Genomic DNA, 20,988 nt, shown 5'->3' with positions numbered 1-20,988 from the left:
GACCTGGGCGTTGGCCATGACCCCGGCGTATCGGCGTATAACCGCGAACGGTTATACGCCCTACATGCATATATCCATATGCAAATCCGGTCTTTCAAACCCGGATCCTTATTCCTCTATAGTCGCCCCACAACTCGTCATAACAAGTCATAGCCATGACCGAACTGCTCCCCCTCTCCCCCGTCCCGCTGTACAGCCAGCTCAAGGAGCTGCTGCGCACGCGCATCCTCGACGGCAGCTACCCGCCGCTCAGCCGCATGCCCTCCGAGGCCGAGCTGGGCAAGGCCCATGGCGTCAGCCGCATCACCGTGCGCCAGGCCCTGGGCGACCTGCAGAAGGAAGGCCTGATCTTCAAGATCCACGGCAAGGGCACCTTCGTCGCCCGGCCCAAGGCGTTCCAGAACGTCAGCACCCTGCAGGGCCTGGCCGAGTCCATGGGCGAACGCGGCTACGAGGTGATCAACCGCCTGCGCAGCTTCCGCTTCGTGCCGGCCGACGCCCAGGTGGCCGTGCGCCTGCAGGTGGCCGAGGGCGACAGCGTGGCGCAGATCAAGCGCGCGCGCCTGGTCAACCGCGAGCTGGTGTCGCTGGAGGTCACCTACCTGCCCGAGGCCGTCGGCCGCCGGCTGGAGAAGGCCGACCTGGTGAGCCGCGACATCTTCCTGATCCTCGAGAACGACTGCGGCCTGCCCCTGGGGCATGCCGACCTGGCCATCGACGCCATCCTCGCCGACGCCGAGCTGGCCACCGCCCTGGAGGTGGAGGAAGGCTCGCCGGTGATGCGCATCGAGCGCCTCACCCACGGCGCCGACGGCCAGCCGCTGGACTACGAACACCTCTATTACCGCGGCGACGCCTTCCAGTACCGCCTGCGCATCGACCGTCACAAGGGCCCCCGAGCATGAGCCACAGCGACCTCCCAGAAGACAAGCAAAGCGCCTACGACATCGTCGTCATCGGCGGCGGCACCGCCGGCCCCATGGCGGCGATCAAGGCCAAGGAAGCCAACCGCGAGCTGCGCGTGCTGCTGGTGGACAAGGCCAACGTCAAGCGCAGCGGCGCCATCAGCATGGGCATGGACGGCCTGAACAACGCCGTCATCCCCGGCCACGCCACGCCCGAGCAGTACACCAAGGAAATCACCGTGGCCAACGACGGCATCGTCAACCAGGCCGCCGTCTACGCCTACGCCACCCACAGCTTCGAGACCATCGAGCAGCTCGACCGCTGGGGCGTGAAGTTCGAGAAGGACGAGGTGGGCGACTACGCGGTGAAGAAGGTCCACCACATGGGCGCCTACGTGCTGCCGATGCCCGAGGGCCACGACATCAAGAAGGTGCTCTACCGCCAGCTCAAGCGCGCGCGGGTGGAGATCACCAACCGCCTGGTGGCCACCCGGCTGCTCACCGACGCCGAGGGCGCGGTCAACGGCGTGCTCGGCTTCGACTGCCGCACCGCGCAGTTCCAGGTGATCCGCGCCAAGGCGGTGATCCTCGCCTGCGGCGCCGCCGGGCGCCTGGGCCTACCCGCCTCCGGCTACCTGATGGGCACCTACGAGAACCCGACCAACGCCGGCGACGGCTACGCCATGGCCTACCACGCCGGCGCGGAGCTTTCGAACCTGGAATGCTTCCAGATCAACCCGCTGATCAAGGACTACAACGGCCCTGCCTGCGCCTACGTCACCGGGCCACTGGGCGGCTACACCGCCAACTCCAAGGGCGAGCGCTTCATCGAGTGCGACTACTGGAGCGGGCAGATGATGTGGGAATTCCACCAGGAGCTGGAAGGCGGCAACGGCCCGGTGTTCCTCAAGCTGGACCACCTGGCCGAGGAGACCATCCAGACCATCGAGGAAATCCTCCACGGCAACGAGCGCCCCAGCCGCGGCCAGTTCCACGCCAACCGCGGCACCGACTACCGCAGCCAGATGGTGGAGATGCACATCTCCGAGATCGGCTTCTGCTCCGGCCACTCGGCCTCGGGCGTGTGGGTCAACGAGAAGGCCGAGACCAGCGTCAAGGGGCTGTACGCCGCCGGCGACATGGCCGCGGTGCCGCACAACTACATGCTCGGCGCCTTCACCTACGGCTGGTTCGCCGGGCAGAATGCCGCGCAGTACGTGGCCGAGCGGGACTTCAGCGAAGTCGACCAGGCCCAGGTGGAGCGCGAGCGTGAACGCGTCTTCGCCCCGCTCAGGCGCGAGCACGGCCTGCCGCCGGCCCAGGTGGAGTACAAGCTGCGGCGCATGGTCAACGACTACCTGCAGCCGCCGAAGGTGACGAAGAAGATGGAGATCGGCCTGCAGCGCTTCGCCGAGATCGGCCGCGACCTGGAGCAGCTGAAGGCGAACACCCCCCACGAGCTGATGCGCGCCATGGAAGTCAGCGTGATCCGCGACTGCGCCGAGATGGCCGCGCGCGCCTCGCTGTTCCGCACCGAGAGCCGCTGGGGCCTGTACCACCACCGCGTGGACTATCCGCAGCGCAACGATGCCGAGTGGTTCTGCCATGCGCACCTGAAGAAGGACGAGAGCGGCGAGATGACCAGTTTCAAGAAGCCGGTGGAGCCGTACCTGATCGCCCTGGACGACGAGGAGCAGAAGGCCTATGAGCGGTTGCGGGTGAAGAACGAGGCGGCCTAGGAGCCCTAGAGCCCCTCTCCCCCCGCCCTCTCCCGCAAGCGGGAGAGGGAGCTGTTCGGCGCGAGTCGCGACAACGGAGCTAGCCGGCGAGTACGGAAATATCCATCGCTCAGGACAGTCCCCTCTCCCTTCAGGGAGAGGGTGGTGAGCCGAGCGCCGAACCTTCCCTGAACCACCAGACCACCGGCACCAAGACCGGCCAGCAACACCACGAGGAACCGTGCCATGCCCCACCAACCCCAGGAAATCTTCTTTCGCTCCAGCGCCCCGGTCACCGTGGACGAGGACAAGTGCATCGCCGACAAGGGCTGCACCGTCTGCGTGGAGGTCTGCCCGATGGATCTGCTGGCGATCAACCCGGCCACCCAGAAGGCCTACATGGCCTTCGACGAATGCTGGTACTGCATGCCCTGCGAGAAGGACTGCCCGACCGGCGCGGTGAAGGTGGAGATTCCCTACCTGCTGCGTTGAACGACAGCTTCCTGTAGGAGCGGGCCCTGCCCGCGATTAGCGCGCAGGGCGCGCTCCTGCACCCACAACGACAACCGGACACGCCACCGGACGCCTGATGCAACGCCCCCTCGTTTCCCACCGCACACCGGCGGCGGAGACGATTCCAACACTCATGATTCGAGGGGAACACCCATGACCTTGCGCACCACCCTGGCCGGCCTCGCGCTGGCCATCGCCAGCCTTTGCGCCCATGCCGAGACCCTCCGCGTGGCCATCGGCACCCAGGACACCACCATCAACTGCGCCGCCGGCGGCCTGCTGGTCCGCGAGCTGAACCTGCTGCCCAAGTACCTGCCCCACGACGGCAAGTACAAGGACGCGCAGTACGACATCCAGTGGAAGAACTTCACCAGCGGCGCGCCGCTGACCAACGAGATGGTCGCCGGCAAGCTGGACTTCGGCGCCATGGCCGACTTCCCCGGCTCGCTCAACGGCGTGGCCCATGAAGCCGCCGGCAAGCGCAGCCTGTTCATCAGCGTGCTCTCCGGCAGCATCGAGGGCAGCGGCAACGGCATCGTGGTGCCGGCCTCGTCCCAGGTGCAGTCGCTGGCCGAACTCAAGGGCCAGACCATCTCCGTGCCCTTCGCCTCCACCGCCCACGGCCTGCTGCTGCGCGCCATCGCCGCCCAGGGCTGGGACCCGGAGAAGGACGTGACCATCATCGCGCAGCCACCGGAAGTCGCCGGCTCCGCGCTGCAGGCCAACAAGATCGCCGCCCATGCCGACTTCGTGCCCTTCGCCGAGCTGTTCGAGAGCCGCGGCATCGCCCGCAAGATCTACGACGGCTCGCAAGCCAAGGCGCCGACCTTCCACGGCGCCCTGGTGGAGGCGGACTACGCGCAGAAATACCCGGAGATCGTCGAGGCCTACCTGCGCGCCACCTACGAGGCCAACCAGCTGCTGGCCGCGGAACCGGAGAAGTACAGCGAGCTGATCGAGAAGGTCGCCGGCATCCCCGCCGAGGTGAACTACCTGTTCCACGGCCCGCTCGGCCTGCAGACCCGCGACCTGACCTGGAAGCCGGAGTACCGCCAGGCCGTGACCACCGCCATCGACACCCTGAAGCTGCTGAAGAAGGCCGACCGCGGGCTAAACGTCGAGCAGTTCGTCGACGACCGCTACATCCGCGCCGCCTTCAAGGCCGCCGGCGCCGACTACGACGCCGCGTTGAAGAACTACGCCCAGCAGCCGCTAACGGCCACGGACGCGCTGACCGGCAAGGCCATCGCCGACCCGCGCCACGTGGCGCAGGTGTGGGTGCGCGGCGAACCCAGGGTGCGCAGCTACGCCTCGGCCCGGGAAGCCCTGGGCGAAGCGGCCAAGCTGAAGCAGCAAGGCAAGGACATCCGCGCGGTCTACGCCCAGGCCAGCGACAGCGGCATCAAGCTGCTGGCCAGCCAGGCCTGGTTCGTCCAGGGCAAGGACGGCGCGCTGGACGCCTTCCTGCTCAAGGAGCAGGCCGAGCGCTACGCGCAGAGCAACGGCGGCGAAGTGCGCGACTTCGCCGGTGCCAGCCAGCAGGCCGTCGCCAGCCGCTGACGTCCACGCCCGGCGCCCTGCGCGCCGGGCCCTTGCGGAGCCACGAAAATGAACCTCACAACCCTGTCCCGCTGGAGCCTGCGCCTGGCCTCGCTGCTGGCCTGCCTGGCGCTCTGGCAACTGGCCAGCGCCCGGCACCTGAACCTCGGCCTGGTCACCTTCGCCAACGTCCCCGGCCCCGGCGAAGTGCTGGACGCCGCCGTGCAACTGGCGCAGTCCAGCAAGCTCGGCCGGCACCTGGGCGCGAGCCTGGCGCGGGTGCTCGCCGGCTACCTGCTGGCGGCCGTCGCCGGCGTGCTCCTGGGCCTGGCCATCGGCCGCGGACGCTGGGCCCGCGACGGCCTGCTGCCGCCGCTGGAAGTGCTGCGGCCGATCCCGGCGGTGGCCTGGATCCCGCTGGCGATCCTGATGTTCCCCAGCTCCGAGCTGTCGATGATCTTCATCACCTTCACCGGCGCGCTCTTCCCCATCCTGCTCAATACCATCCACGGCGTCGAGGCGGTGGATCCGCGCCTGCTCGCCTCGGCCCGCAGCCTCGGCGCGAGCCGCCTGGCGCTGCTGCGCGAGGTGGTGCTGCCCGGCGCCCTGCCGAGCATCGTCACCGGCCTTGCCATCGGCATGGGCACCTCCTGGTTCTGCCTGGTGACCGCCGAGATGATCTCCGGGCAATGGGGCATCGGCTACTACACCTGGGAGTCCTACACCTTGCAGAACTACCCCGACATCGTCGTCGGCATGCTGCTCATCGGCGTGCTCGGCATGGCCAGCAGCCTGCTGGTGCGCCAGCTCGGCGCCCTGGCCACGCCCTGGCAGCGCCAGGCCGGAGGCAAGCCATGAGCCTGCCTGAACGAGTGCCCGCCGGGCACGTGCGCGTCGAGGGCCTGTCGATCCACCTGGGCAGCGGCCGCGACGCCTTCGAAGCGGTGCACTCGCTGAGCTTCGCCATCGAGCCCGGCGAATTCGTCTGCGTGCTCGGCCCCTCCGGCTGCGGCAAGTCCACCCTGCTCGGCGCCCTGGCCGGCCACCTGCGCCCCAGCGGCGGGCGCCTGGAAGTGGACGGCCAGCCGGTGGGCGGCCCCTCGCCGCAGCGCGGCATGGTGTTCCAGCAGCACACCCTGCTGCCCTGGCGGCGGGTGCGCGACAACGTCGCCTTCGGCCTGAAGATGCGCGGCGTGCCGCGCGCCGAACGCCACGCCCGGGCCGAGGAAATGCTCCAGCTGGTGGGCCTGCAAGGCTTCGCCAATCGCTGGCCGTCGCAGCTTTCCGGCGGCATGCAGCAGCGTGTGGAGATCGCCCGGGTGCTGATCAACCAGCCGCGCCTGCTGCTGATGGACGAACCCTTCGGCGCCCTAGACGCGCAGACGCGGATGATGATGCAGGAGCTGCTGCTGGACATCTGGACGCGCCTGCGCACCAGCGTGCTGTTCATCACCCACGACATAGACGAAGCGCTGTTCCTCGCCGACCGCATCCTGGTGATGAGCCCACGCCCGGGGCGCATCCTCGAGGAAATCCGCCTGGACTTCCCGCGCCCGCGCCATGCCGAGCTGCTGACCAGCGCCGGCTTCGCCCGCCTCAAACGCCACTGCCTGGAACTGCTGCGCCACGAAGACGGCCGCCAACTGCCGCGCCTGACGCCCCTAGGCCTGCCGAACAATGATCCGACAAGAGCGCGATTCGCCATATGACCCCGTTCACGACCGACAACCCCGACATCCTCGACCTGCAACCGCGCCTGCAGCACGCCGACCCCGGCGTGCGCCGCATCGCTCTGATCGAACTGGCCGACCTGGAGGAACCCGAGGCCCTGCCCTGGCTGGCCCGGGCACTGACCGGTGACGCGGCCGCCGCCGTGCGCGCCGAGGCCGCGCGCCTGCTGGAAGCCTGGGAGGAACCCGAAGTGGTCCAGGCCCTGTGCCAGGCCCTGGCCGACAGCGACGAAAGCGTGCGCGAAGCCGCCGCGCAAAGCCTCAGCGAACTGAAGACCGCCGAGGCCGGGCGCCTGCTGCTGCCCTGGGCGGCCCACGCCGACACCTTCGTGCGCCGCAGCGCATTGCGCGCCCTGCGCGAACTGCGCCTGGAAGAAAGCGTGAACCCGGCCCTGGCCGCCCTGGACGATGCCGACGCCGGCGTGCGCCGCGAGGCGGTGGGCATCCTCGGCTGGCTCAAGCGCATCGAGGCCCTGCCGCGCCTGGCCGCCCTGGCCAGCGACGATGCCGACAGCGAGGTGCGCCGCGCCGCCGCCGGCGCCCTCGGCCTGGCCAGCGATGCCAGCGTGCTGCCGGCGCTGGGCGCGGCATTGCGCGACAAGGCCTGGAAGGTCCGCGAGGAAGCCGCCGCCACCCTCGGCAAGCTGGGCCTGCAAGAGGCCGGCGAGGCGTTGCTGCAAGCGCTGGAAGACGACTTCTGGCAGGTGCGCCTGCGCGCCGCGCGGGCCCTCGGCAACCTCCGTTACCAGGCCGCCCGCGAAGCCTTGCAGGGCCTGCTCGGCCACGCCATCAGCAACCTGCGCAAGGAAGCCGCCCTGGCCCTGGGCGAGCTGGGCGACATCCGCGCCCTGCCCGCTCTCCAGGCAGCCCAGGCCGACGGCGACCCGGAAGTGCGCAAGGCCGTGCGCATCGCCCTCACCCAACTGGGCGCGCCGGCATGAACGCGCCCCGCGCCCTGCACCGTTCCAGCAACGAGCGCGAGCTGCGCATCGACTGGGGCGACGGCGAAGTGCAGCGCATCGCCTTCGCCCGCCTGCGCGGCGCCTGCCCCTGCTCGCAGTGCCGCGCGGCGCGCCTGCAGGGGCGCATCACGCTGGTCGGCGCCGAAGTCGGGCTGCGCGCCGTGAACCCCCAGGGCTACGGCGTACAGTTGGTGTTCGACGACGGCCACGAGCGCGGCATCTATCCCTGGAGCTACCTGCGCGAACTGGGTTGAGCCGCTACCACTCGCCGATGCGCACCAGCTTGCCGCCTTCCGGCTCGCCATAGCGGAAGGCCTGGCCGCGCAGGTCGATCTCCTCGTTGCTGATGGTGGTGCGCCGCTTCAGGCCGCGCAGCCAGTCGAACAGGTAGCGCTGGTGCTGCTCGCGCACGTCCGCGTAGGCCGGCTCGGCGCCCAGGTCGCGCAGCTCGCCCGGGTCCGCCTGCAGGTCGAACAGCTGCGGACGGAAGCCGTCGTAGGCCAGGTACTTCCAGCGCTCGCTGCGCACCATGTACATGCGGCAGGCGTCGATGGGCCGGCCCAGGCGCTCGCGGGCCGGGGCCTGGAAGGCGTAGTCGTATTCGGCGATGGCGTAGTCGCGCCAGTCCGCCGGCCGTTGCCCATGCAGCAGCGGCTGCAGCGAACGGCCCTCGACGCGGTGCGCCGCCAGCGGTACCGCGAAGGCGTCGAGCAGGGTCGGCAGCACGTCGATGGATTGCACCAGGGCCTGCTCCACCGTGCCGCGGCTGGCGTCGGCTGCCGCGCGCGGGTCGCGGATCAGCAGCGGAACACCCACCGCCGGTTCCAGCAGGAACTCCTTCTCGCCCAGGCCGTGGTCGCCCAGGTAGTCGCCATGGTCGCTGGTGAAGACGATCAGGGTGTCGTCCCAGCGGCCACTGGACTGCATGTGGTCGAACAGCCGGCCGAGCTGGTCGTCGATCTGCCTGATGAGCCCCATGTAGGTGGGGATCACGGTGTTGCGCACCTCCTCGCGGGAGAAGTTCAGGCTCTCCTGGTGCTGCTGGAAGGCCTTGTACACCGGGTGTTCGCTCTCCTCCCCCGGCGCCGCGCGCAGGGCCGGCAGCACCTGCCCGGGGCCGTACAGCGCGTGGTACGGCGCGGGCGCGATATAGGGCCAGTGCGGCTTGATGTACGACAGGTGCAGGCACCAGGGCCTGTCGCCCTGCTCGTGCATGAAGTCGATGGCGCGGCTGGTGGCGTAGACCGTTTCGCTGTGCGGCTCCGGCAGGCGCGTGGGCAGCCCGGCGTTGCGCATCTGCCAGCCGCTGAGCACCTCGCCGTTGGCGCCTTCGGCGGCGTTGGCCCAGTCGTGCCAGGGGTTGTCGCCGGCATAGCCGAGGCCGCGCAGGTAATGGGTGTAGGGCGCGCTTTCGCGCTTGTCGGCGAACAGCTCGCCGTCGGGGTAGATGCCGTCGTTGCGGTCGTAGGGCTCGAAGCCTGCCTCGGCCAGTTGCTGGCCGCGCTCGCTCTGCGGGTCCACCCCGAGCGCCTGCATGCCTTCGAGATTGGCGGTGGCGTGGGTCTTGCCCACCAGCGCGGTGCGGATGCCGGCCGGGCGCAGGTAGTCGCCGAGGGTCAGTTCCTCCAGCGGCAACGGCACGGCGTTCCAGCTCACCTGGTGGCTGCTGACGTAACGCCCGGTGTACGAGGACATGCGCGAAGGCCCACAGATGGTGCCCTGGGTATAGGCCCGGGCGAAACGCACGCCCTCGGCGGCCAGGCGATCGATGTTCGGTGTGTGCAGGTGCGGGTGGCCGTAGCAGGACAGGTAATCGCGACGCAGCTGGTCGCACATGATGTAGAGGACGTTGCGGATGGGCTGGGGCTGGCTCATGGGGCGTTCGGGTTGACGGATGGAGCGGCCATTTCGCGGGGTGCGGGAGCGTTCTGGCAAACGCATTTGCAGCAAGATTTGCATGCGTGGAATGCATGGGGTGGGTGGTGTGGGGGCGGGCTTGGTCGCGAATGGAGTTCACCGGGAGTTGTGGGTGCTGGGGTTGAGAGCGCCCTCTCCCTGAAGGGAGAGGGGACCGTTCAGTGTGCCTGGATGTTCTGGAGTCAGCCGGCAACACCGAAGGTCTCCATTTGAAACCTTCCTGTTCTCGGCACGGACTAGCCCCCTCTCCCTTCAGGGCGGGGCGCGCAGCCGAGGGCTGGGGAGAGGGAGCGGAGTAAACCCAATACGCCATAGCCGCCGGTAAACTCTGTTCGCGAGCAAGCTCGCTCCTACGAAAAGACGAAAAGCCCTAAACCGTCTCCTCATCGATCCGCCGCAACTCCCCGATCATCGCCTCCGCCAGCGGCGACAGGCTGTACCCCGCGCGGTGCACTATTCCGTAGCGCGTATGCAGCTCCTCCAGGTCCTCCGGCAGTTCCGCCACCGTCAGCGCCACCAGCGCCTCGCCGGCGCCCTGCCCCGGGCCGCTGGCGATGCCGATGGCGTTGGAGGCCAGCACCACGGCGTTCAGGCCGTGGCCGTTCTCGCATTCGATGTCCGGGCGGAAGTCGGGGCGGCCGCTGAGGTCCACCAGCACCTTGCGGATGTTCGGCGGGCTGAGGTTGGTGGCGATGGGGTAGCTCAGCAGCTGCGCCGCGCTCACCTGCCCCTGGCCGGCCAGCGGGTGGCCGGGGCGGCAGCAGAAGTGCCACTTGCGCGGCTTCAGGCGCAGGGTGCGGTACTCGGGGTTGGCCTCGAAATGGCGGGTGTCGGCGACGAAGAATTCGAAGTCCTCGGCCTGCAGGCGCTTGCCCAGCACCTGCCAGTGCTCCACCTGGAAGGCCACCCGCGCCTTGGGGTAGCGCCCGTTGAACGCGGCGATGGCCCGCGGCACCAGCCAGGCCGCCGGCGCGGGGCCCGCGCCGAAGCGCAGTTCGCCCGCCTCCAGGCCATTGAACAGGGCGATCTCGTTGGCCAGCTTGTGCGCGCCGCTGACCAGCCGGCGCGCGTGCTCCAGGACGATCAGGCCCTGCTTGGTGGGGTTGAGTTCCTTGCTCGCGCGGTCCACCAGGCGGCAGCCGGCGCTGTGTTCCAGGGCCTGGATGCTGCGGCTGAAGGCCGATTGCGACAGGCACACGGCGTCGGCCGCGGCGACGAAGCTGCGGTGCTCGGCAAGGGCGATGAAGTGGCGGAGCTGGCGAAGGTCTATATGCATTTTCTACATAAAAAATATTGGGCAAATGCAATTGTCCGAAGGTGGACGGCCTTCTTATAAAGGCAATCTCTTATTCCGTAAATAAATCGAAATACATAAATAAAGATCGATACGGAATAAAAAGATTGCAGGCCAAACCGGTCCTGCGCGACACGACCTCTTCTCCAGGACCTTTCCATGCACCACCGAGATTCCGCGCCCCGTTTCCGCCGCCGGCTGTTGCCGCTGTCCATCCTGCTGGCTACCGGCGGCCTGGCCATGGGCGCCCTGCACGCCGAGGAAGCCACCCCGCAGGAGGCCGCCCCCCAGGCCCAAGGCGAGGCCAGCACCCTGGGCACCGTCACCGTGACCTCGCGGCGCCGCGAGGAGAACTCCCAGGACGTGCCCACCGCCATGAGCGTGCTCGGCGGCGAGACACTGGAAAGCCAGCGCATCTATCGCGTGCAGGACCTGCAGCAGTTGGTGCCCAGCACCAACGTCGCCTACGTCCACGCGCGGCAGTCCAGCGTGTCCATCCGCGGCCTGGGCAACAACCCGGCCAGCGACGGCCTGGAAGGCAGCGTCGGGCTGTACCTGGACAACGTCTACCTGGGCCGCCCCGGCATGGCCTCCTTCGACCTGCTGGACATCGAGCAACTGGAAGTGCTGCGCGGGCCCCAGGGCACGCTGTTCGGCAAGAACACCACCGCCGGGGTGATCAACATCTCCACCCGCCTGCCCAGCTTCACCCCCGAGCGCAGCGTCGAGGTGTCCGGCGGCGAGGACGGCTACTTCCAGGGCAAGGCCACGGTCTCCGGGCCGCTCACCGACGAACTGGCCGGGCGCTTCTCGGCCTACCGCACCCGCGACGACGGCTACGTGAAGAACGTCTTCGACGGCAACACCCTCAACGGCGGCGCCCGCCAGGGCTTCCGCGGCCAGCTGCTGTACAAGCCCGACGAGGACTTCAGCCTGCGCTGGATCGGCGACTACAACGAGGAGAACTCCAGCAACGGCATCCTCACCCTGTTCAGTACCGGGCCGACCATCAACGGCGTCAACCGCTACGAGCAGCGCGCCCGCGCCGCCGGCGCCACGCTGGTGTACGGCGACGACCGCAAGGTCAACTTCGACGCCGCCCAGCGCGTCACCGTGTTCCAGGGCGGCACTTCGCTGGAGGCCAACTGGAAGCTGGCCAACGATTTCTCGCTGACCTCCATCAGTTCCTACCGTTGGTGGGACTTCACCCCGCGCAACGACGACGGCCTGAACGTGGCGGCGGCCTACAACGCCGGCGTCTCGGTGCGCGACAAGCAGTGGTCGCAGGAACTGCGCCTGGCCTCGCCCACCGGCGGCTTCTTCGACTACGTGCTGGGCACCTACTACTTCGGCCAGGACCTGGACAACCACTCCTTCAACCTCTACGGCCCCCAGGCGGACATCTGGAACGGCACCGCCAGCGGCGCGCTGGCCAACGTCACCAGCCTGGGCGACGGCCACATCGACACCGACAGCTACGCGCTGTTCGCCCAGGGCACCTGGCACCTGACCGACAGGCTCGACTTCACCGCAGGCATCCGCGGCACCTACGAGGAGAAATCCGCCTCGGTCAGCCGCGATGTGCCCCTCGGCGGGGCCGCCGTCAGCGGCGCGGCTCTGGCCGCGCGCAACGGCCGAGCCGGCGCCTACGACTCCGGCGACCTCTCGGTGTACAGCTTCTCGCCCTCAGGCCTGCTCAGCCTGAACTACCACTTCAACGACAACCTGATGGGCTACGCCTCGCTGTCCCACGGCGAGAAGTCCGGCGGGGTGAACCTGACCGTGGCCAGCGCCCCCACCGCCGGCGCCGACTCCCTGCTGGTGGGCAGCGAGCGGGCCAACGACGCCGAGCTGGGGATCAAGAGCACGCTGTTCGACCACCGCCTGATCCTCAATGCCAACCTGTTCGCCACCGTGGTCCACGGCTACCAGGCCAACGCCTACGACGAGGCCACCCGCACCTCCTACCTGACCAACGCAGGCGACGTGCGCTCGCGCGGGGTGGAGTTCGAGGCCACCGCCCTGCCCGTCCGTGGGCTGACGCTGAACCTCAACGGCTCGTACAACGACGTGCGCTACCTGTCGTACAAGAACGCGCCCTGCCCGCCGGAAGTCTCCTTCCAGAGCGGCGCACCGGCGTCCTGCGACCTCAGCGGACACCAGGTGGTGGGCGCCTCCAAGTACATCTTCAACGCCAACGGCGAATACAAGTGGCGCCTGGAAGACAACCTGGAGCCCTACGTCACCGCCAGCTACGCCTTCCGCTCCAAGGCCGTGGGCACCATCGACGACTCCGACTACGGGCAGATCCCCAGCTACGCCATCGTCAACACCGCCCTGGGCCTGCGCGGCGACTACGGCGACGGCCGCTGGGACCTGTCGCTGTGGCTGAAGAACGCCTTCGACAAGACCTACTACACCAGCCTGTGGAACTCGGCCAACGGCGGCTACGCCGGCGTGCTGGGCACCCCGCGCACCCTGGGCGTGACCGCCCGCTACGACTTCTGACCCGAGGACCACTGCCATGAAGCATGCCCGCGCCACCGCCCTGCTCGCTCTCTCCGCCCCGCTGCTGGCCGCCGCCGTCAGCGCCGCGCCCAGCGTCTACCCCACCGGGGTGACGCGCTACGACCCGCAGAAGGCCTTCAACCAGTACGTGATCTTCAGCGGCGCCGACAACAGGACGCACCTGATCGACATGAACGGCAACGAGGTGAAACGCTGGGACCGCCCCGGCTTCCCCTCGGCCATCCTCGAGCCGAAACTCGCCAATGGCGAGCGCGGCCACGTGCTGCTGCAGACCGCCGACCTGGCCGAGCCGGGCAAGCTCGCCTCCGCCGGCAACGGCCTGCGCAACCAGGCCGTGGGCGAGCTGGACTGGGCCGGCAAGACCGTCTGGCAATGGGGCGACCAGGCCCCCGGCGGCGCCGCCCGCCAGCACCACGACCTGCGCCGGCTGGCCAACGGCAACACCCTGGTGCTGGCCAACCGCGTGCATGGGGTGAAGGGTTTCCAGGTGCCGGAAGTGATCGACGATGTGATCTACGAAGTCACCCCGCAAGGCCAGGTGGCCTGGAGCTGGACCGCCTCCGAGCACCTGCACGAGTTCGGCTTCGGCGCCGAGCAGCTCAAGCTGGTGCACGCCAGCAAGAACCCGGACTACCTGCACATCAACAACCTGGCGCCGCTGGGCCCGAACCGCTGGCACGCCGCCGGCGACCAGCGCTTCGCCCCGGACAACCTGCTGTTCGATTCGCGCAACGCCAACTTCATCGCCATCATCGACAAGGCCAGCGGCAAGGTGGTCTGGCGCCTGGGCCCGAACCTGCCGCCGATCGACCCGCGCAACGCGCAGAAGCTGCCGCGCCCGGTGGACCAGATCAGCGGCCAGCACGATGCGCACATCATCCCCGAGGGCCTGCCCGGCGCCGGCAACCTGCTGGTGTTCGACAACCAGGGCGACGCCGGCTACCCCTCGGTGCAGCGCGGGGTGATCTCCGGCTCGCGGGTGCTGGAGATCGACCCGCTGAAGAAGCGGATCGTCTGGCAGTACACCGCGGAAAGCTCGAAGCAGCCGGGCTGGGCCTTCTTCAGCGCGTTCATCAGCAGCGCCCGGCGCCTGCCCAACGGCAACACCCTGATCGACGAGGGGCAGAACGGCCGCTTCTTCCAGGTCACCCCGGGCGGCGAGATCGTCTGGGAATACGTCAGCCCCTACTTCGGCAAGGCGCCGCTGGGCGACGCCGTGAGCAACTGGGTATACCGCGCCCTGCCGGTGGACTACAGCTGGGTACCGGAAGGCACCCCGCGCGAGGAAAAGGCCGTGCAGGCCGCGGTGCCGGGCGCGCAGCCGGTGACCGCGGCGCGCTGAACCGTCCATCGCCACCTGTAGGAGCGCGCCCTGCGCGCGATTCGCGGGCAGGGCCCGCTCCTACAAGGGGAATCCTGTGGCATCACGGAACACCCCGTAGGATGGCGTTGAGCGAAGCGATACCCATCACCACGACCGCATGGGTTTCGCAAGCTCAACCCATCCTACAAAAGCACCTCGGCGCGGCTCCTACGCCGTTTTACCTTTCAGCCCCCGGCTCGCCAGGCGGTACTGCTCCGGCGTGGTGCCGGCCTGGCGGCGGAACATGGCGATGAAGGCCGAGGCGCTGCTGTAGCCCAGGTCGAAGGCGATTTCCTGCACCCCGCGCCCGGCTTCCAGCGCCTCGATGGCGGCGAGGAAGCGCAGGCGCTGGCGCCATTCGCCGAAGCTCATGCCCAGCTCGCGCTGGCACATGCGCGCCAGGGTGCGCTCGGTGCTGTGCACCTGCCTGGCCCAGTCGGCCAGCGAACGGTTGTCGCCGGGCTCAGCCTGCAGCGCGGCGAGCAGTTCGCCCAGCAGCGCGCTCTGGGCGAACGGCAGGTAGTCCTCGTGGCGCGGCGAGGCTTGCAACTGGTCCAGCACCACCTGGGCCAGGCGCTTGTCGGCCGCGCTCTCGGGGATGTTCACCCCGCGCGCGGCGAAGTCCGAAAGGATAGCCTTGAGGATGTCGCCGATCTGCAGCGTGCAGGGCCCTGTCGGCAACTGGCGGGACAGCTCGGCGCTGACGTACAGCGAGCGGTAGACGATGGCCTCGCGGTTGTAGCAGCCGTGCTCCACGCCCGGCGGCACCCACACCGCGTACTGCGGCGGCGAGAGGAAGCGCTGGCCGCCGACGTCCAGCTGCATCACCCCGTGGGAGGCGTAGTTGAGCTAGCCCCAGGGGTGGCTGTGGGGCGCCGAGCGGGTGTCGGCGCCGAACTCGTCGTAGCGGAAGTACAGCGGCGCCGGCAGGGCCGCATGGTCCGGCAGCGGCAGGGGGATGTATTTCTTCGTGGGCATGTCCGGATGGCGTGGCGAGTTGTCCGGAATGAAGTATAAGCGCCATTCCGGACGGCGGGACAATGGCGCCCGTCCGTCACAGATGTCCGCTGCAATGACCTATTTCTTCCCGCTCTTCGCCGTGCTCGTCTGGGGCGGCAACACCGTGGTCAACAAGCTCGCCGTGGGCTGCATCGCCCCGACCGAGATCGGCTTCTTCCGCTGGCTGGCGGTGGCCGTGCTGCTCAGCCCCTTGGTGCTGCGCCCGTTGCTGGCGCGGCGCGCGCAGATCGCCCCGCTGCTGCCGAAGATCGTGGTGCTCGGCCTGCTGGGCATGGCCGTGTACCAGAGCCTGGCCTACTACGCCGCGTCCCTGACCAGCGCCACCAACATGGGCATCATCCTCGCGCTGATGCCGCTGATGTCCCTGGGCCTGGCCAGCGCCCTGCTCGGCCAGCGGCTCAACGCCGGTGGCGTGCTCGGCTCGCTGCTGTCGCTGCTGGGCGTGCTGCTGGTGATCGCCCACGGCGACCTGGCCAGCCTGCTGCACCAGGGCATCGGCCCGGGCGACGGCATGATGCTGGTGGCCACCCTTGCCTACGGCCTCTACGGCGTGCTGCTGAAGAAGTGGCAGATCCGACTGCCGGGGCTGCAGCTGCTGTACCTGCAGGTGCTGGTGGCGGTGCTGGCGATGCTGCCGATGTACCTGCTCTCGCCGCACCACGGCCTGGACGCCGGCAACCTGCCGCTGGTGGCCTACGCCGGCCTGCTGGCCTCCATCGCCGCGCCGCTGGCGTGGATGCGCGGGGTGCAGGAGATGGGCCCGAACCGCATGGCGCTGTTCTTCAACCTGCTGCCGCTGGTCACCGCGGCCATCGCCGCCGTGCTGCTGGACGAGCGCCTGGGCGTGCACCACCTGTACGGCGGCGCGTTGACTCTTGCCGGGGTGCTTCTTGCAGAACGTTGGCGGCCGCGGCCGGCGGCGGGTCTGGCTGCCGACTGAGACCTGTCGCGGATGAATCCGCTCCTACAAGGGAATGGCGCAGCCGGCAAATATGGCACCCGTAGGATGGGTTGAGCGAAGCGATACCCATCACCGCGACTGACGACGAACCGACAGGGAGCGTAGGGCGTATAACCGTTCGCGGTTATCCGCCGCTACACCGAACGCATCCTCTGCGTCAGGGCTCAGCTGGGCATTTCGACGACCCATCTCCAAGTCGACACCGAGCAGACGGTCGGCCGAGGTCAAACGGCGGATAACGCCATAGGCGTTATGCGCCCTACGCCCGATTCAACTCCTCGACCAACGTGGCCACCAGCTGCGCCGCCGGCAGCTCGCGGGCCAGGGGCGCGCCCTGGCCGGCCCATTGCACGGCGAAGTCGGGGTTGCCCTTGGCCGCGGCGACCAGGGCCTTGGTGGCGTCGTAGACCATGGGGTAGTCCGGCAGCGCCGGGGCGTCGGCGCGCTGCAGGTCGCTGAACAGGCGGTTGGGCAGGCCGCGCGCCGGGCGCCCGGAGATGGCCGCGGTCACTTCGGTGTGCCAGGCCCGCTCGCTTTGCAGCGCCGCGCGGTAGGCGGCGTTGGCCGAGGATTCCGGGCAGGCGACGAAGGCCGTGCCCATCTGCACCGCCTGCGCGCCCAGGGCGAAGGCGGCGCGGATGCCGCGGCCGTCCATGATGCCGCCGGCGGCGATCACCGGCAGCTTCAGCACCGGCGCCAGGCTGCCGACCAGGGCCAGGGTGCCGATGCGCTCATCGTGGTCGCGTTCGAAGATGCCGCGGTGCCCGCCCGCCTCGTAGCCCTGGGCGACCACCGCGTGCAGGCCGGCGGCCTCGACGGCGCGGGCCTCCGCCAAATTGGTGGCGCAGCCGAGCAGGACGATGCCGGCGGCCTTCAGCCGGTCGATCCAGCCCTGCGCGGGCAGGCCGAAGTGGAAGCTGACCACCGCCGGACGCTCTTCCAGCAGCACCTCCAGCATCTGCGGATCGTCGACGAAGCTGCGGTAGATCTCCCGCAGCGCCGCCGGCGGCTCGCCGCCCAGCTCCTCGAACAGCGGCCGCAGGTGTTCCGCCCAGGCGGCCTCGCGGGCGGCGTCGGCCTGCCCCGGGCGGTGGCAGAACAGGTTGAAGTTCACCGGCCTCGCCGTCAGCGCGCGGACCTGGGCGATCAGCTCGCGGACCTGCGCCGGGTTGCTCGCGCCCAGGCCGATGGAGCCCAGCGCGCCGGCCTCGGACACGGCGGCGGCCAGCGCCGGGGTCGAGACCCCGACCATGGGCGCCTGGATGATGGGGTGTTCGATGCCGAGCAGTTGGCGAAGGGGCATGGCGGTGATCTCCTGGGCTGATCGATGGTTGACTTAAAATCTCATACGGAGAATATTCTGCGCAATACATTCTCCAACAGAGATCATCGATGGACCTGTCCAGCCTGGAAATCTTCCGCTGCGTCGCCGAGGAGCAGAGCGTGACCCGCGCCGCCGCGCGTCTGCAGCGGGTGCAGTCGAACGTCACCACGCGCATCCGCCAGCTGGAGGAAGACCTGGGCGTGGCGCTGTTCCTGCGCGACGGCAAGCGCATGGCGCTGACCGACCAGGGCCGCGAGTTCCTCGCCTACGCCGAGAAGCTCCTGGCCCTGGCCGCCGAGGCGCGGCAGTCGCTGCACCCCCGCGAGGCCAGCGGCAGCCTGCGCCTGGGCAGCATGGAGAGCACCGCCGCCAGCCGCCTGCCCGGCCCGCTGGCGGCCTACCACCGCGCCTGCCCGCAGGTGCAACTGGAAGTCAGCACCGGCACCAGCCAGGCGCTGGTGGACGGCGTGCTGTCGCGGCGCCTGGATTGCGCGCTGGTGGCCCACCCGGATGCGCTGCGCGCCGAACCCGGCTTCGAGGCGGCCCTGGAGCGCGGCCTGCTGGGCCAGGCGGTGTTCCGCGAGGAACTGCTGCTGGCCCTGCCCGGCGACCACCCGCCGGTGCGCGGGCCGGGCGACGTGCAGGTGCGCACCCTGGCCGGCTTCGCCCGCGGCTGCACCTACCGGCAGGTCGCCGAGGACTGGCTGAACGCCGAGGGCCCGCGCGTGCAGGTGCAGGAGGTGGGCTCCTACCACGGCATCCTGGCCTGCGTCGCCGCCGGCGCCTGCGTGGGCATCCTGCCGCGCTCGCTGCTCGACCTGCAGCGCGAGCCGCCGGCGCTGCGACTGCTGCCGATCATGAGCGTGGACACCCTCCTGGTCTGGCGCGAAGGCTACGCCACCGGCGCCTTCGAACGTTTCCGCGAAACCCTGGGGGCCGCCTCGTGAAGCAACGCAGCGAACTCGCCCTGGCGCTGAGCGCCGCGCTCATCCTGGCCATCGGCATGGGCTTCGGCCGCTTCGCCTTCACCGGGCTCTACCCGCTGATGGTCGGCGAAGGCGTGCTCAGCGTGAACGGCGGCTCGCTGGCCGCCTCGGCCAACTACGCCGGCTACCTGCTGGGGGCGCTGGCCCTGGCGCGCTGCCCGGAGCGCCTGGCGGCAAGCCTGTGCCGCGTGGCCCTGGTGGGCACCCTGCTGGGGCTGGCGGCCATGGCGGTGCCGGCGCCAGCCTGGTTCGCCATCGGCGTGCGCCTGCTGGCCGGGGTACTCAGCGCGGTGGCGCTGGTGGGCGCCTCGGGGTGGCTGCTGCACGTGATGCAACGCCACGGCGGCGCGCCGCTGATGTTCTCCGGGGTGGGCCTGGGCATCCTGATTTCCGCCGAACTGATCGCCGGCGGCCATGGCGCGGGCCTGGGCAGCCCGGCGATCTGGCTGCTGCTGGCCGGCGCCGGGAGCGTTCTCGCCCTGCTGGCCTGGCCGGCGCTGGGCCGCCCCGCGCCCGCACCCGCCAAGACGGCGACGCACGCGGCGCCCGCCGTGCCCATCGCGCCGGCGAGCCTGCTGCTGATCTACGGCCTGGCCGGCTTCGGCTACATCATCACCGCCACCTACCTGCCGCTACTGATGCGCGGCGGCGCGCTGTCGCCGCTGCAGGCCTGGGCGGTATTCGGCCTGGCGGCGGCGCCGTCGTGCTTCTTCTGGCACTGGCTGCACGGGCGCCTGGGCACGCGCTGGGCGCTGGCGGCGAACCTGCTGGTGCAGGCGCTGGGGGTGATCCTGCCGGTGCTGCAGCACAGGGCCCCGGCCTACCTGGCCAGCGCCCTGCTGGTGGGCGGCACCTTCATGGGCACGCCGACCATCGCCCTGCCCGCCGCGCGCCTGGCGGCGGCGAAAGTGCGCTTCAACATGCTGGCGGCCATGACCGCGGTGTACGGCGTGGGTCAGATCGTCGGGCCGCTGGCCTCCAGCGCGCTCTACCACCTGGACGGCAGCTTCAGCCCGGCGCTGCTGGCGGCCGGCGCCGCCCTGCTGCTGGGGGCGGCCTGCACCTGGCAGCCGGCGCGGGCCGCCGCGAGCTGCCCGCGCTGAGCCTCAGGCGTCGGCCTGGCGCTGGCGCTTGCGGTGCTCGGCGACCTTGTGGCGGTTGCCGCACAGGGCCATGCTGCACCAGCGCCGGCGGTGCGACTTGGTGCGGTCGTAGAACCACAGGGTGCAGTCCGGGTGCTCGCACACGCGGACCAGATCGAAATCCCCCTCGGCAAGCAATTGCGCGCCCTGCTCCGCCAGCGGCGCCAGCAACCATTCGGCGCCGGGCTTCACGGCCTGATGGTGCAGGTGCGCGCCCTGCCCGTCCCAATCCAGCTGCGGGTAGCTCGCGACCTTGCGCAGGAAGGCGTTGAAGCGCGCGTTGAAGCGCGCCGGGTCGGCCGGCTCGCCACGCTTGCGCTTGCCCACCAGCTCGCGCAGGGTCTCGCGCAATTCGATGGCGGCGGCCAGCAGCTCGCCCTCGGCGAAATCCGCGCCTTCCGCCGGCAGGCCCAGCAGGCGCAACCAGTGCTGTACGTCGGCGTCGCTGTGCCAGGCATCGGAGACCGACAGGGCCGCGGCATCGGCGCGGCTCAGGCTGTTGAGCAAGTCCAGCACCGGGTGGTCGGCGAGGATGTAGGGCGGCTGGGGGGTGGTTTCGCGCATGCTCGCTCCGGGATCGGGGTGTCGAGCCCATGGTAACCCTCGTTCAGGCGTTTTCAAGTTACAGCGCCGGGCGACTGGCGAGCCGCGCCAGCCTGGCCAAGACTGTTCAGTCCCCTTCCCCTGATCAGGAGCCCTGCCATGTCCATCGACAACGTGCTGTACCGCGCCTACGCCGAAGCCACCGGTGGCCGCGAGGGCCGCGCCATTTCCTCCGACGGCGTGCTCGACGTGGAGCTGACCACGCCCAAGGAACTGGGCGGCAACGGCGCCCGCGGCACCAACCCGGAGCAACTGTTCGCCGCCGGCTACTCGGCATGCTTCCTCGGCGCCATGAAGTTCGTCGCCGCCCGCGACAAGCTGGCGATTCCCAAGGACCCGTCCATCGAAGGCGTGGTCGGCATCGGCCCGGTGCCCACCGGCTTCGCCATCGAGGTGGAGCTGCGCATCTCCCTGCCCGGCCTGCCGCGCGACCAGGCGCAGACCCTGGTGGACCGCGCGCACATCGTCTGCCCGTACTCCAA

At 69.7% G+C, this 20,988-nt stretch carries 18 protein-coding genes and 1 pseudogene; 14 read left to right on the top strand and 5 right to left on the bottom strand.

Going from position 1 to position 20,988, the window contains the following annotated elements; genetic code table 11:
• Window positions 1–155 precede the first annotated feature (155 nt).
• The 8 genes from FG99_RS24435 (at window position 156) to FG99_RS24395 (ending at window position 7,621) form a co-directional block, all read left to right on the top strand.
• Window positions 156–905, top strand: a complete 750-nt coding sequence (locus FG99_RS24435; protein ID WP_043272720.1) for a GntR family transcriptional regulator — start codon at window positions 156–158, stop codon at window positions 903–905.
• Window positions 902–2,644, top strand: coding sequence for a fumarate reductase/succinate dehydrogenase flavoprotein subunit (locus FG99_RS24430; protein ID WP_051879215.1), 1,743 nt, complete (start codon window positions 902–904; stop codon window positions 2,642–2,644). The genes FG99_RS24435 and FG99_RS24430 overlap by 4 nt, the downstream gene beginning before the upstream one ends.
• Window positions 2,645–2,869: 225 nt before the next feature.
• The gene (locus tag FG99_RS24420) at window positions 2,870–3,115 is read left to right on the top strand and encodes a 4Fe-4S dicluster domain-containing protein (RefSeq protein WP_009622146.1); all 246 of its coding nucleotides are present in this window, start codon (window positions 2,870–2,872) and stop codon (window positions 3,113–3,115) included.
• 174 nt (window positions 3,116–3,289) lie between these two features.
• The gene (locus tag FG99_RS24415) at window positions 3,290–4,696 is read left to right on the top strand and encodes an ABC transporter substrate-binding protein (protein ID WP_043272718.1); all 1,407 of its coding nucleotides are present in this window, start codon (window positions 3,290–3,292) and stop codon (window positions 4,694–4,696) included.
• A gap of 48 nt (window positions 4,697–4,744) precedes the next feature.
• Window positions 4,745–5,533, top strand: a complete 789-nt coding sequence (locus FG99_RS24410) for an ABC transporter permease (RefSeq protein ID WP_043272717.1) — start codon at window positions 4,745–4,747, stop codon at window positions 5,531–5,533.
• On the top strand, window positions 5,530–6,384 hold the full coding sequence (locus FG99_RS24405) for an ABC transporter ATP-binding protein (protein WP_043272716.1): 855 nt from the start codon (window positions 5,530–5,532) through the stop codon (window positions 6,382–6,384). The genes FG99_RS24410 and FG99_RS24405 overlap by 4 nt, the downstream gene beginning before the upstream one ends.
• Entirely contained in the window at window positions 6,381–7,346 is a 966-nt protein-coding gene (locus FG99_RS24400; protein ID WP_043272713.1) for a HEAT repeat domain-containing protein, read from the top strand. Before FG99_RS24405 ends, FG99_RS24400 begins: the two co-directional genes overlap by 4 nt.
• On the top strand, window positions 7,343–7,621 hold the full coding sequence (locus FG99_RS24395) for a gamma-butyrobetaine hydroxylase-like domain-containing protein (protein ID WP_009622151.1): 279 nt from the start codon (window positions 7,343–7,345) through the stop codon (window positions 7,619–7,621). The genes FG99_RS24400 and FG99_RS24395 overlap by 4 nt, the downstream gene beginning before the upstream one ends.
• Before the next feature lie 4 nt (window positions 7,622–7,625).
• Here the strand turns inward: FG99_RS24395 and FG99_RS24390 are convergent, their stop codons facing one another.
• A complete protein-coding gene (locus FG99_RS24390) occupies window positions 7,626–9,242 on the bottom strand; it encodes an alkaline phosphatase family protein (protein WP_043272711.1) in 1,617 nt (538 codons plus the stop codon).
• Between the two features lie 412 nt (window positions 9,243–9,654).
• Window positions 9,655–10,560 (bottom strand): LysR family transcriptional regulator, encoded by a 906-nt coding sequence (locus FG99_RS24385; protein ID WP_009622153.1) that lies wholly within the window; start codon window positions 10,558–10,560, stop codon window positions 9,655–9,657.
• 177 nt (window positions 10,561–10,737) lie between these two features.
• On the opposite strand from FG99_RS24385, the gene FG99_RS24380 reads away from it, so the two are divergent.
• Both FG99_RS24380 and FG99_RS24375 read left to right on the top strand, forming a co-directional pair.
• Window positions 10,738–13,086: a TonB-dependent receptor gene (locus tag FG99_RS24380; protein WP_043272709.1), complete on the top strand. Its 2,349-nt coding sequence runs from the start codon at window positions 10,738–10,740 to the stop codon at window positions 13,084–13,086.
• Between the two features lie 16 nt (window positions 13,087–13,102).
• A complete protein-coding gene (locus FG99_RS24375) occupies window positions 13,103–14,449 on the top strand; it encodes an aryl-sulfate sulfotransferase (protein ID WP_043272707.1) in 1,347 nt (448 codons plus the stop codon).
• 189 nt (window positions 14,450–14,638) lie between these two features.
• On the opposite strand, the pseudogene FG99_RS24370 reads toward FG99_RS24375, so the two are convergent.
• Window positions 14,639–15,448 (bottom strand): annotated as a pseudogene (locus FG99_RS24370) (helix-turn-helix transcriptional regulator).
• 94 nt (window positions 15,449–15,542) lie between these two features.
• On the opposite strand from FG99_RS24370, the gene FG99_RS24365 reads away from it, so the two are divergent.
• Window positions 15,543–16,430, top strand: coding sequence for a DMT family transporter (locus tag FG99_RS24365; protein WP_043272706.1), 888 nt, complete (start codon window positions 15,543–15,545; stop codon window positions 16,428–16,430).
• Between the two features lie 280 nt (window positions 16,431–16,710).
• On the opposite strand, the gene FG99_RS24360 is transcribed toward FG99_RS24365, so the two are convergent.
• The gene (locus FG99_RS24360; RefSeq protein ID WP_043272703.1) at window positions 16,711–17,754 is read right to left on the bottom strand and encodes an NAD(P)H-dependent flavin oxidoreductase; all 1,044 of its coding nucleotides are present in this window, start codon (window positions 17,752–17,754) and stop codon (window positions 16,711–16,713) included.
• A gap of 89 nt (window positions 17,755–17,843) precedes the next feature.
• On the opposite strand from FG99_RS24360, the gene FG99_RS24355 reads away from it, so the two are divergent.
• Together FG99_RS24355 and FG99_RS24350 are read left to right on the top strand one after the other, a co-directional pair.
• Window positions 17,844–18,722 (top strand): LysR family transcriptional regulator, encoded by an 879-nt coding sequence (locus FG99_RS24355; protein ID WP_043272701.1) that lies wholly within the window; start codon window positions 17,844–17,846, stop codon window positions 18,720–18,722.
• Window positions 18,719–19,864 (top strand): YbfB/YjiJ family MFS transporter, encoded by a 1,146-nt coding sequence (locus tag FG99_RS24350; RefSeq protein ID WP_043272699.1) that lies wholly within the window; start codon window positions 18,719–18,721, stop codon window positions 19,862–19,864. Before FG99_RS24355 ends, FG99_RS24350 begins: the two co-directional genes overlap by 4 nt.
• Before the next feature lie 3 nt (window positions 19,865–19,867).
• Here FG99_RS24350 and FG99_RS24345 read toward each other — a convergent pair whose 3' ends face one another.
• Window positions 19,868–20,467, bottom strand: coding sequence for a CGNR zinc finger domain-containing protein (locus tag FG99_RS24345; protein WP_043272697.1), 600 nt, complete (start codon window positions 20,465–20,467; stop codon window positions 19,868–19,870).
• Between the two features lie 138 nt (window positions 20,468–20,605).
• On the opposite strand from FG99_RS24345, the gene FG99_RS24340 reads away from it, so the two are divergent.
• On the top strand, window positions 20,606–20,988 hold a 383-nt coding region (locus FG99_RS24340), incomplete at its 3' end, for an organic hydroperoxide resistance protein (RefSeq protein WP_043272945.1).

Origin of the sequence: Pseudomonas sp. AAC (genome assembly GCF_000725445.1) — a bacterium.
Lineage (GTDB): Bacteria > Pseudomonadota > Gammaproteobacteria > Pseudomonadales > Pseudomonadaceae > Pseudomonas > Pseudomonas citronellolis.
Note: the sequence above shows the minus strand (reverse complement) of the source record. Positions and strands in the feature narration are given on the sequence as shown.

Bases quoted from the DNA above. Each gene is read 5' to 3' on its own strand.
- FG99_RS24380 (WP_043272709.1), top strand. From the start codon at position 10,738: ATGCACCACCGAGATTCCGCGCCCCGTTTCCGCCGCCGGCTGTTGCCG.
- FG99_RS24375 (WP_043272707.1), top strand. From the start codon at position 13,103: ATGAAGCATGCCCGCGCCACCGCCCTGCTCGCTCTCTCCGCCCCGCTG.
- FG99_RS24355 (WP_043272701.1), top strand. From the start codon at position 17,844: ATGGACCTGTCCAGCCTGGAAATCTTCCGCTGCGTCGCCGAGGAGCAG.
- FG99_RS24385 (WP_009622153.1), bottom strand. From the start codon at position 10,560: ATGCATATAGACCTTCGCCAGCTCCGCCACTTCATCGCCCTTGCCGAG.
- FG99_RS24420 (WP_009622146.1), top strand. From the start codon at position 2,870: ATGCCCCACCAACCCCAGGAAATCTTCTTTCGCTCCAGCGCCCCGGTC.
- FG99_RS24430 (WP_051879215.1), top strand. From the start codon at position 902: ATGAGCCACAGCGACCTCCCAGAAGACAAGCAAAGCGCCTACGACATC.
- FG99_RS24435 (WP_043272720.1), top strand. From the start codon at position 156: ATGACCGAACTGCTCCCCCTCTCCCCCGTCCCGCTGTACAGCCAGCTC.
- FG99_RS24400 (WP_043272713.1), top strand. From the start codon at position 6,381: ATGACCCCGTTCACGACCGACAACCCCGACATCCTCGACCTGCAACCG.
- FG99_RS24390 (WP_043272711.1), bottom strand. From the start codon at position 9,242: ATGAGCCAGCCCCAGCCCATCCGCAACGTCCTCTACATCATGTGCGAC.
- FG99_RS24405 (WP_043272716.1), top strand. From the start codon at position 5,530: ATGAGCCTGCCTGAACGAGTGCCCGCCGGGCACGTGCGCGTCGAGGGC.
- FG99_RS24395 (WP_009622151.1), top strand. From the start codon at position 7,343: ATGAACGCGCCCCGCGCCCTGCACCGTTCCAGCAACGAGCGCGAGCTG.
- FG99_RS24410 (WP_043272717.1), top strand. From the start codon at position 4,745: ATGAACCTCACAACCCTGTCCCGCTGGAGCCTGCGCCTGGCCTCGCTG.
- FG99_RS24415 (WP_043272718.1), top strand. From the start codon at position 3,290: ATGACCTTGCGCACCACCCTGGCCGGCCTCGCGCTGGCCATCGCCAGC.
- FG99_RS24365 (WP_043272706.1), top strand. From the start codon at position 15,543: ATGACCTATTTCTTCCCGCTCTTCGCCGTGCTCGTCTGGGGCGGCAAC.
- FG99_RS24345 (WP_043272697.1), bottom strand. From the start codon at position 20,467: ATGCGCGAAACCACCCCCCAGCCGCCCTACATCCTCGCCGACCACCCG.
- FG99_RS24360 (WP_043272703.1), bottom strand. From the start codon at position 17,754: ATGCCCCTTCGCCAACTGCTCGGCATCGAACACCCCATCATCCAGGCG.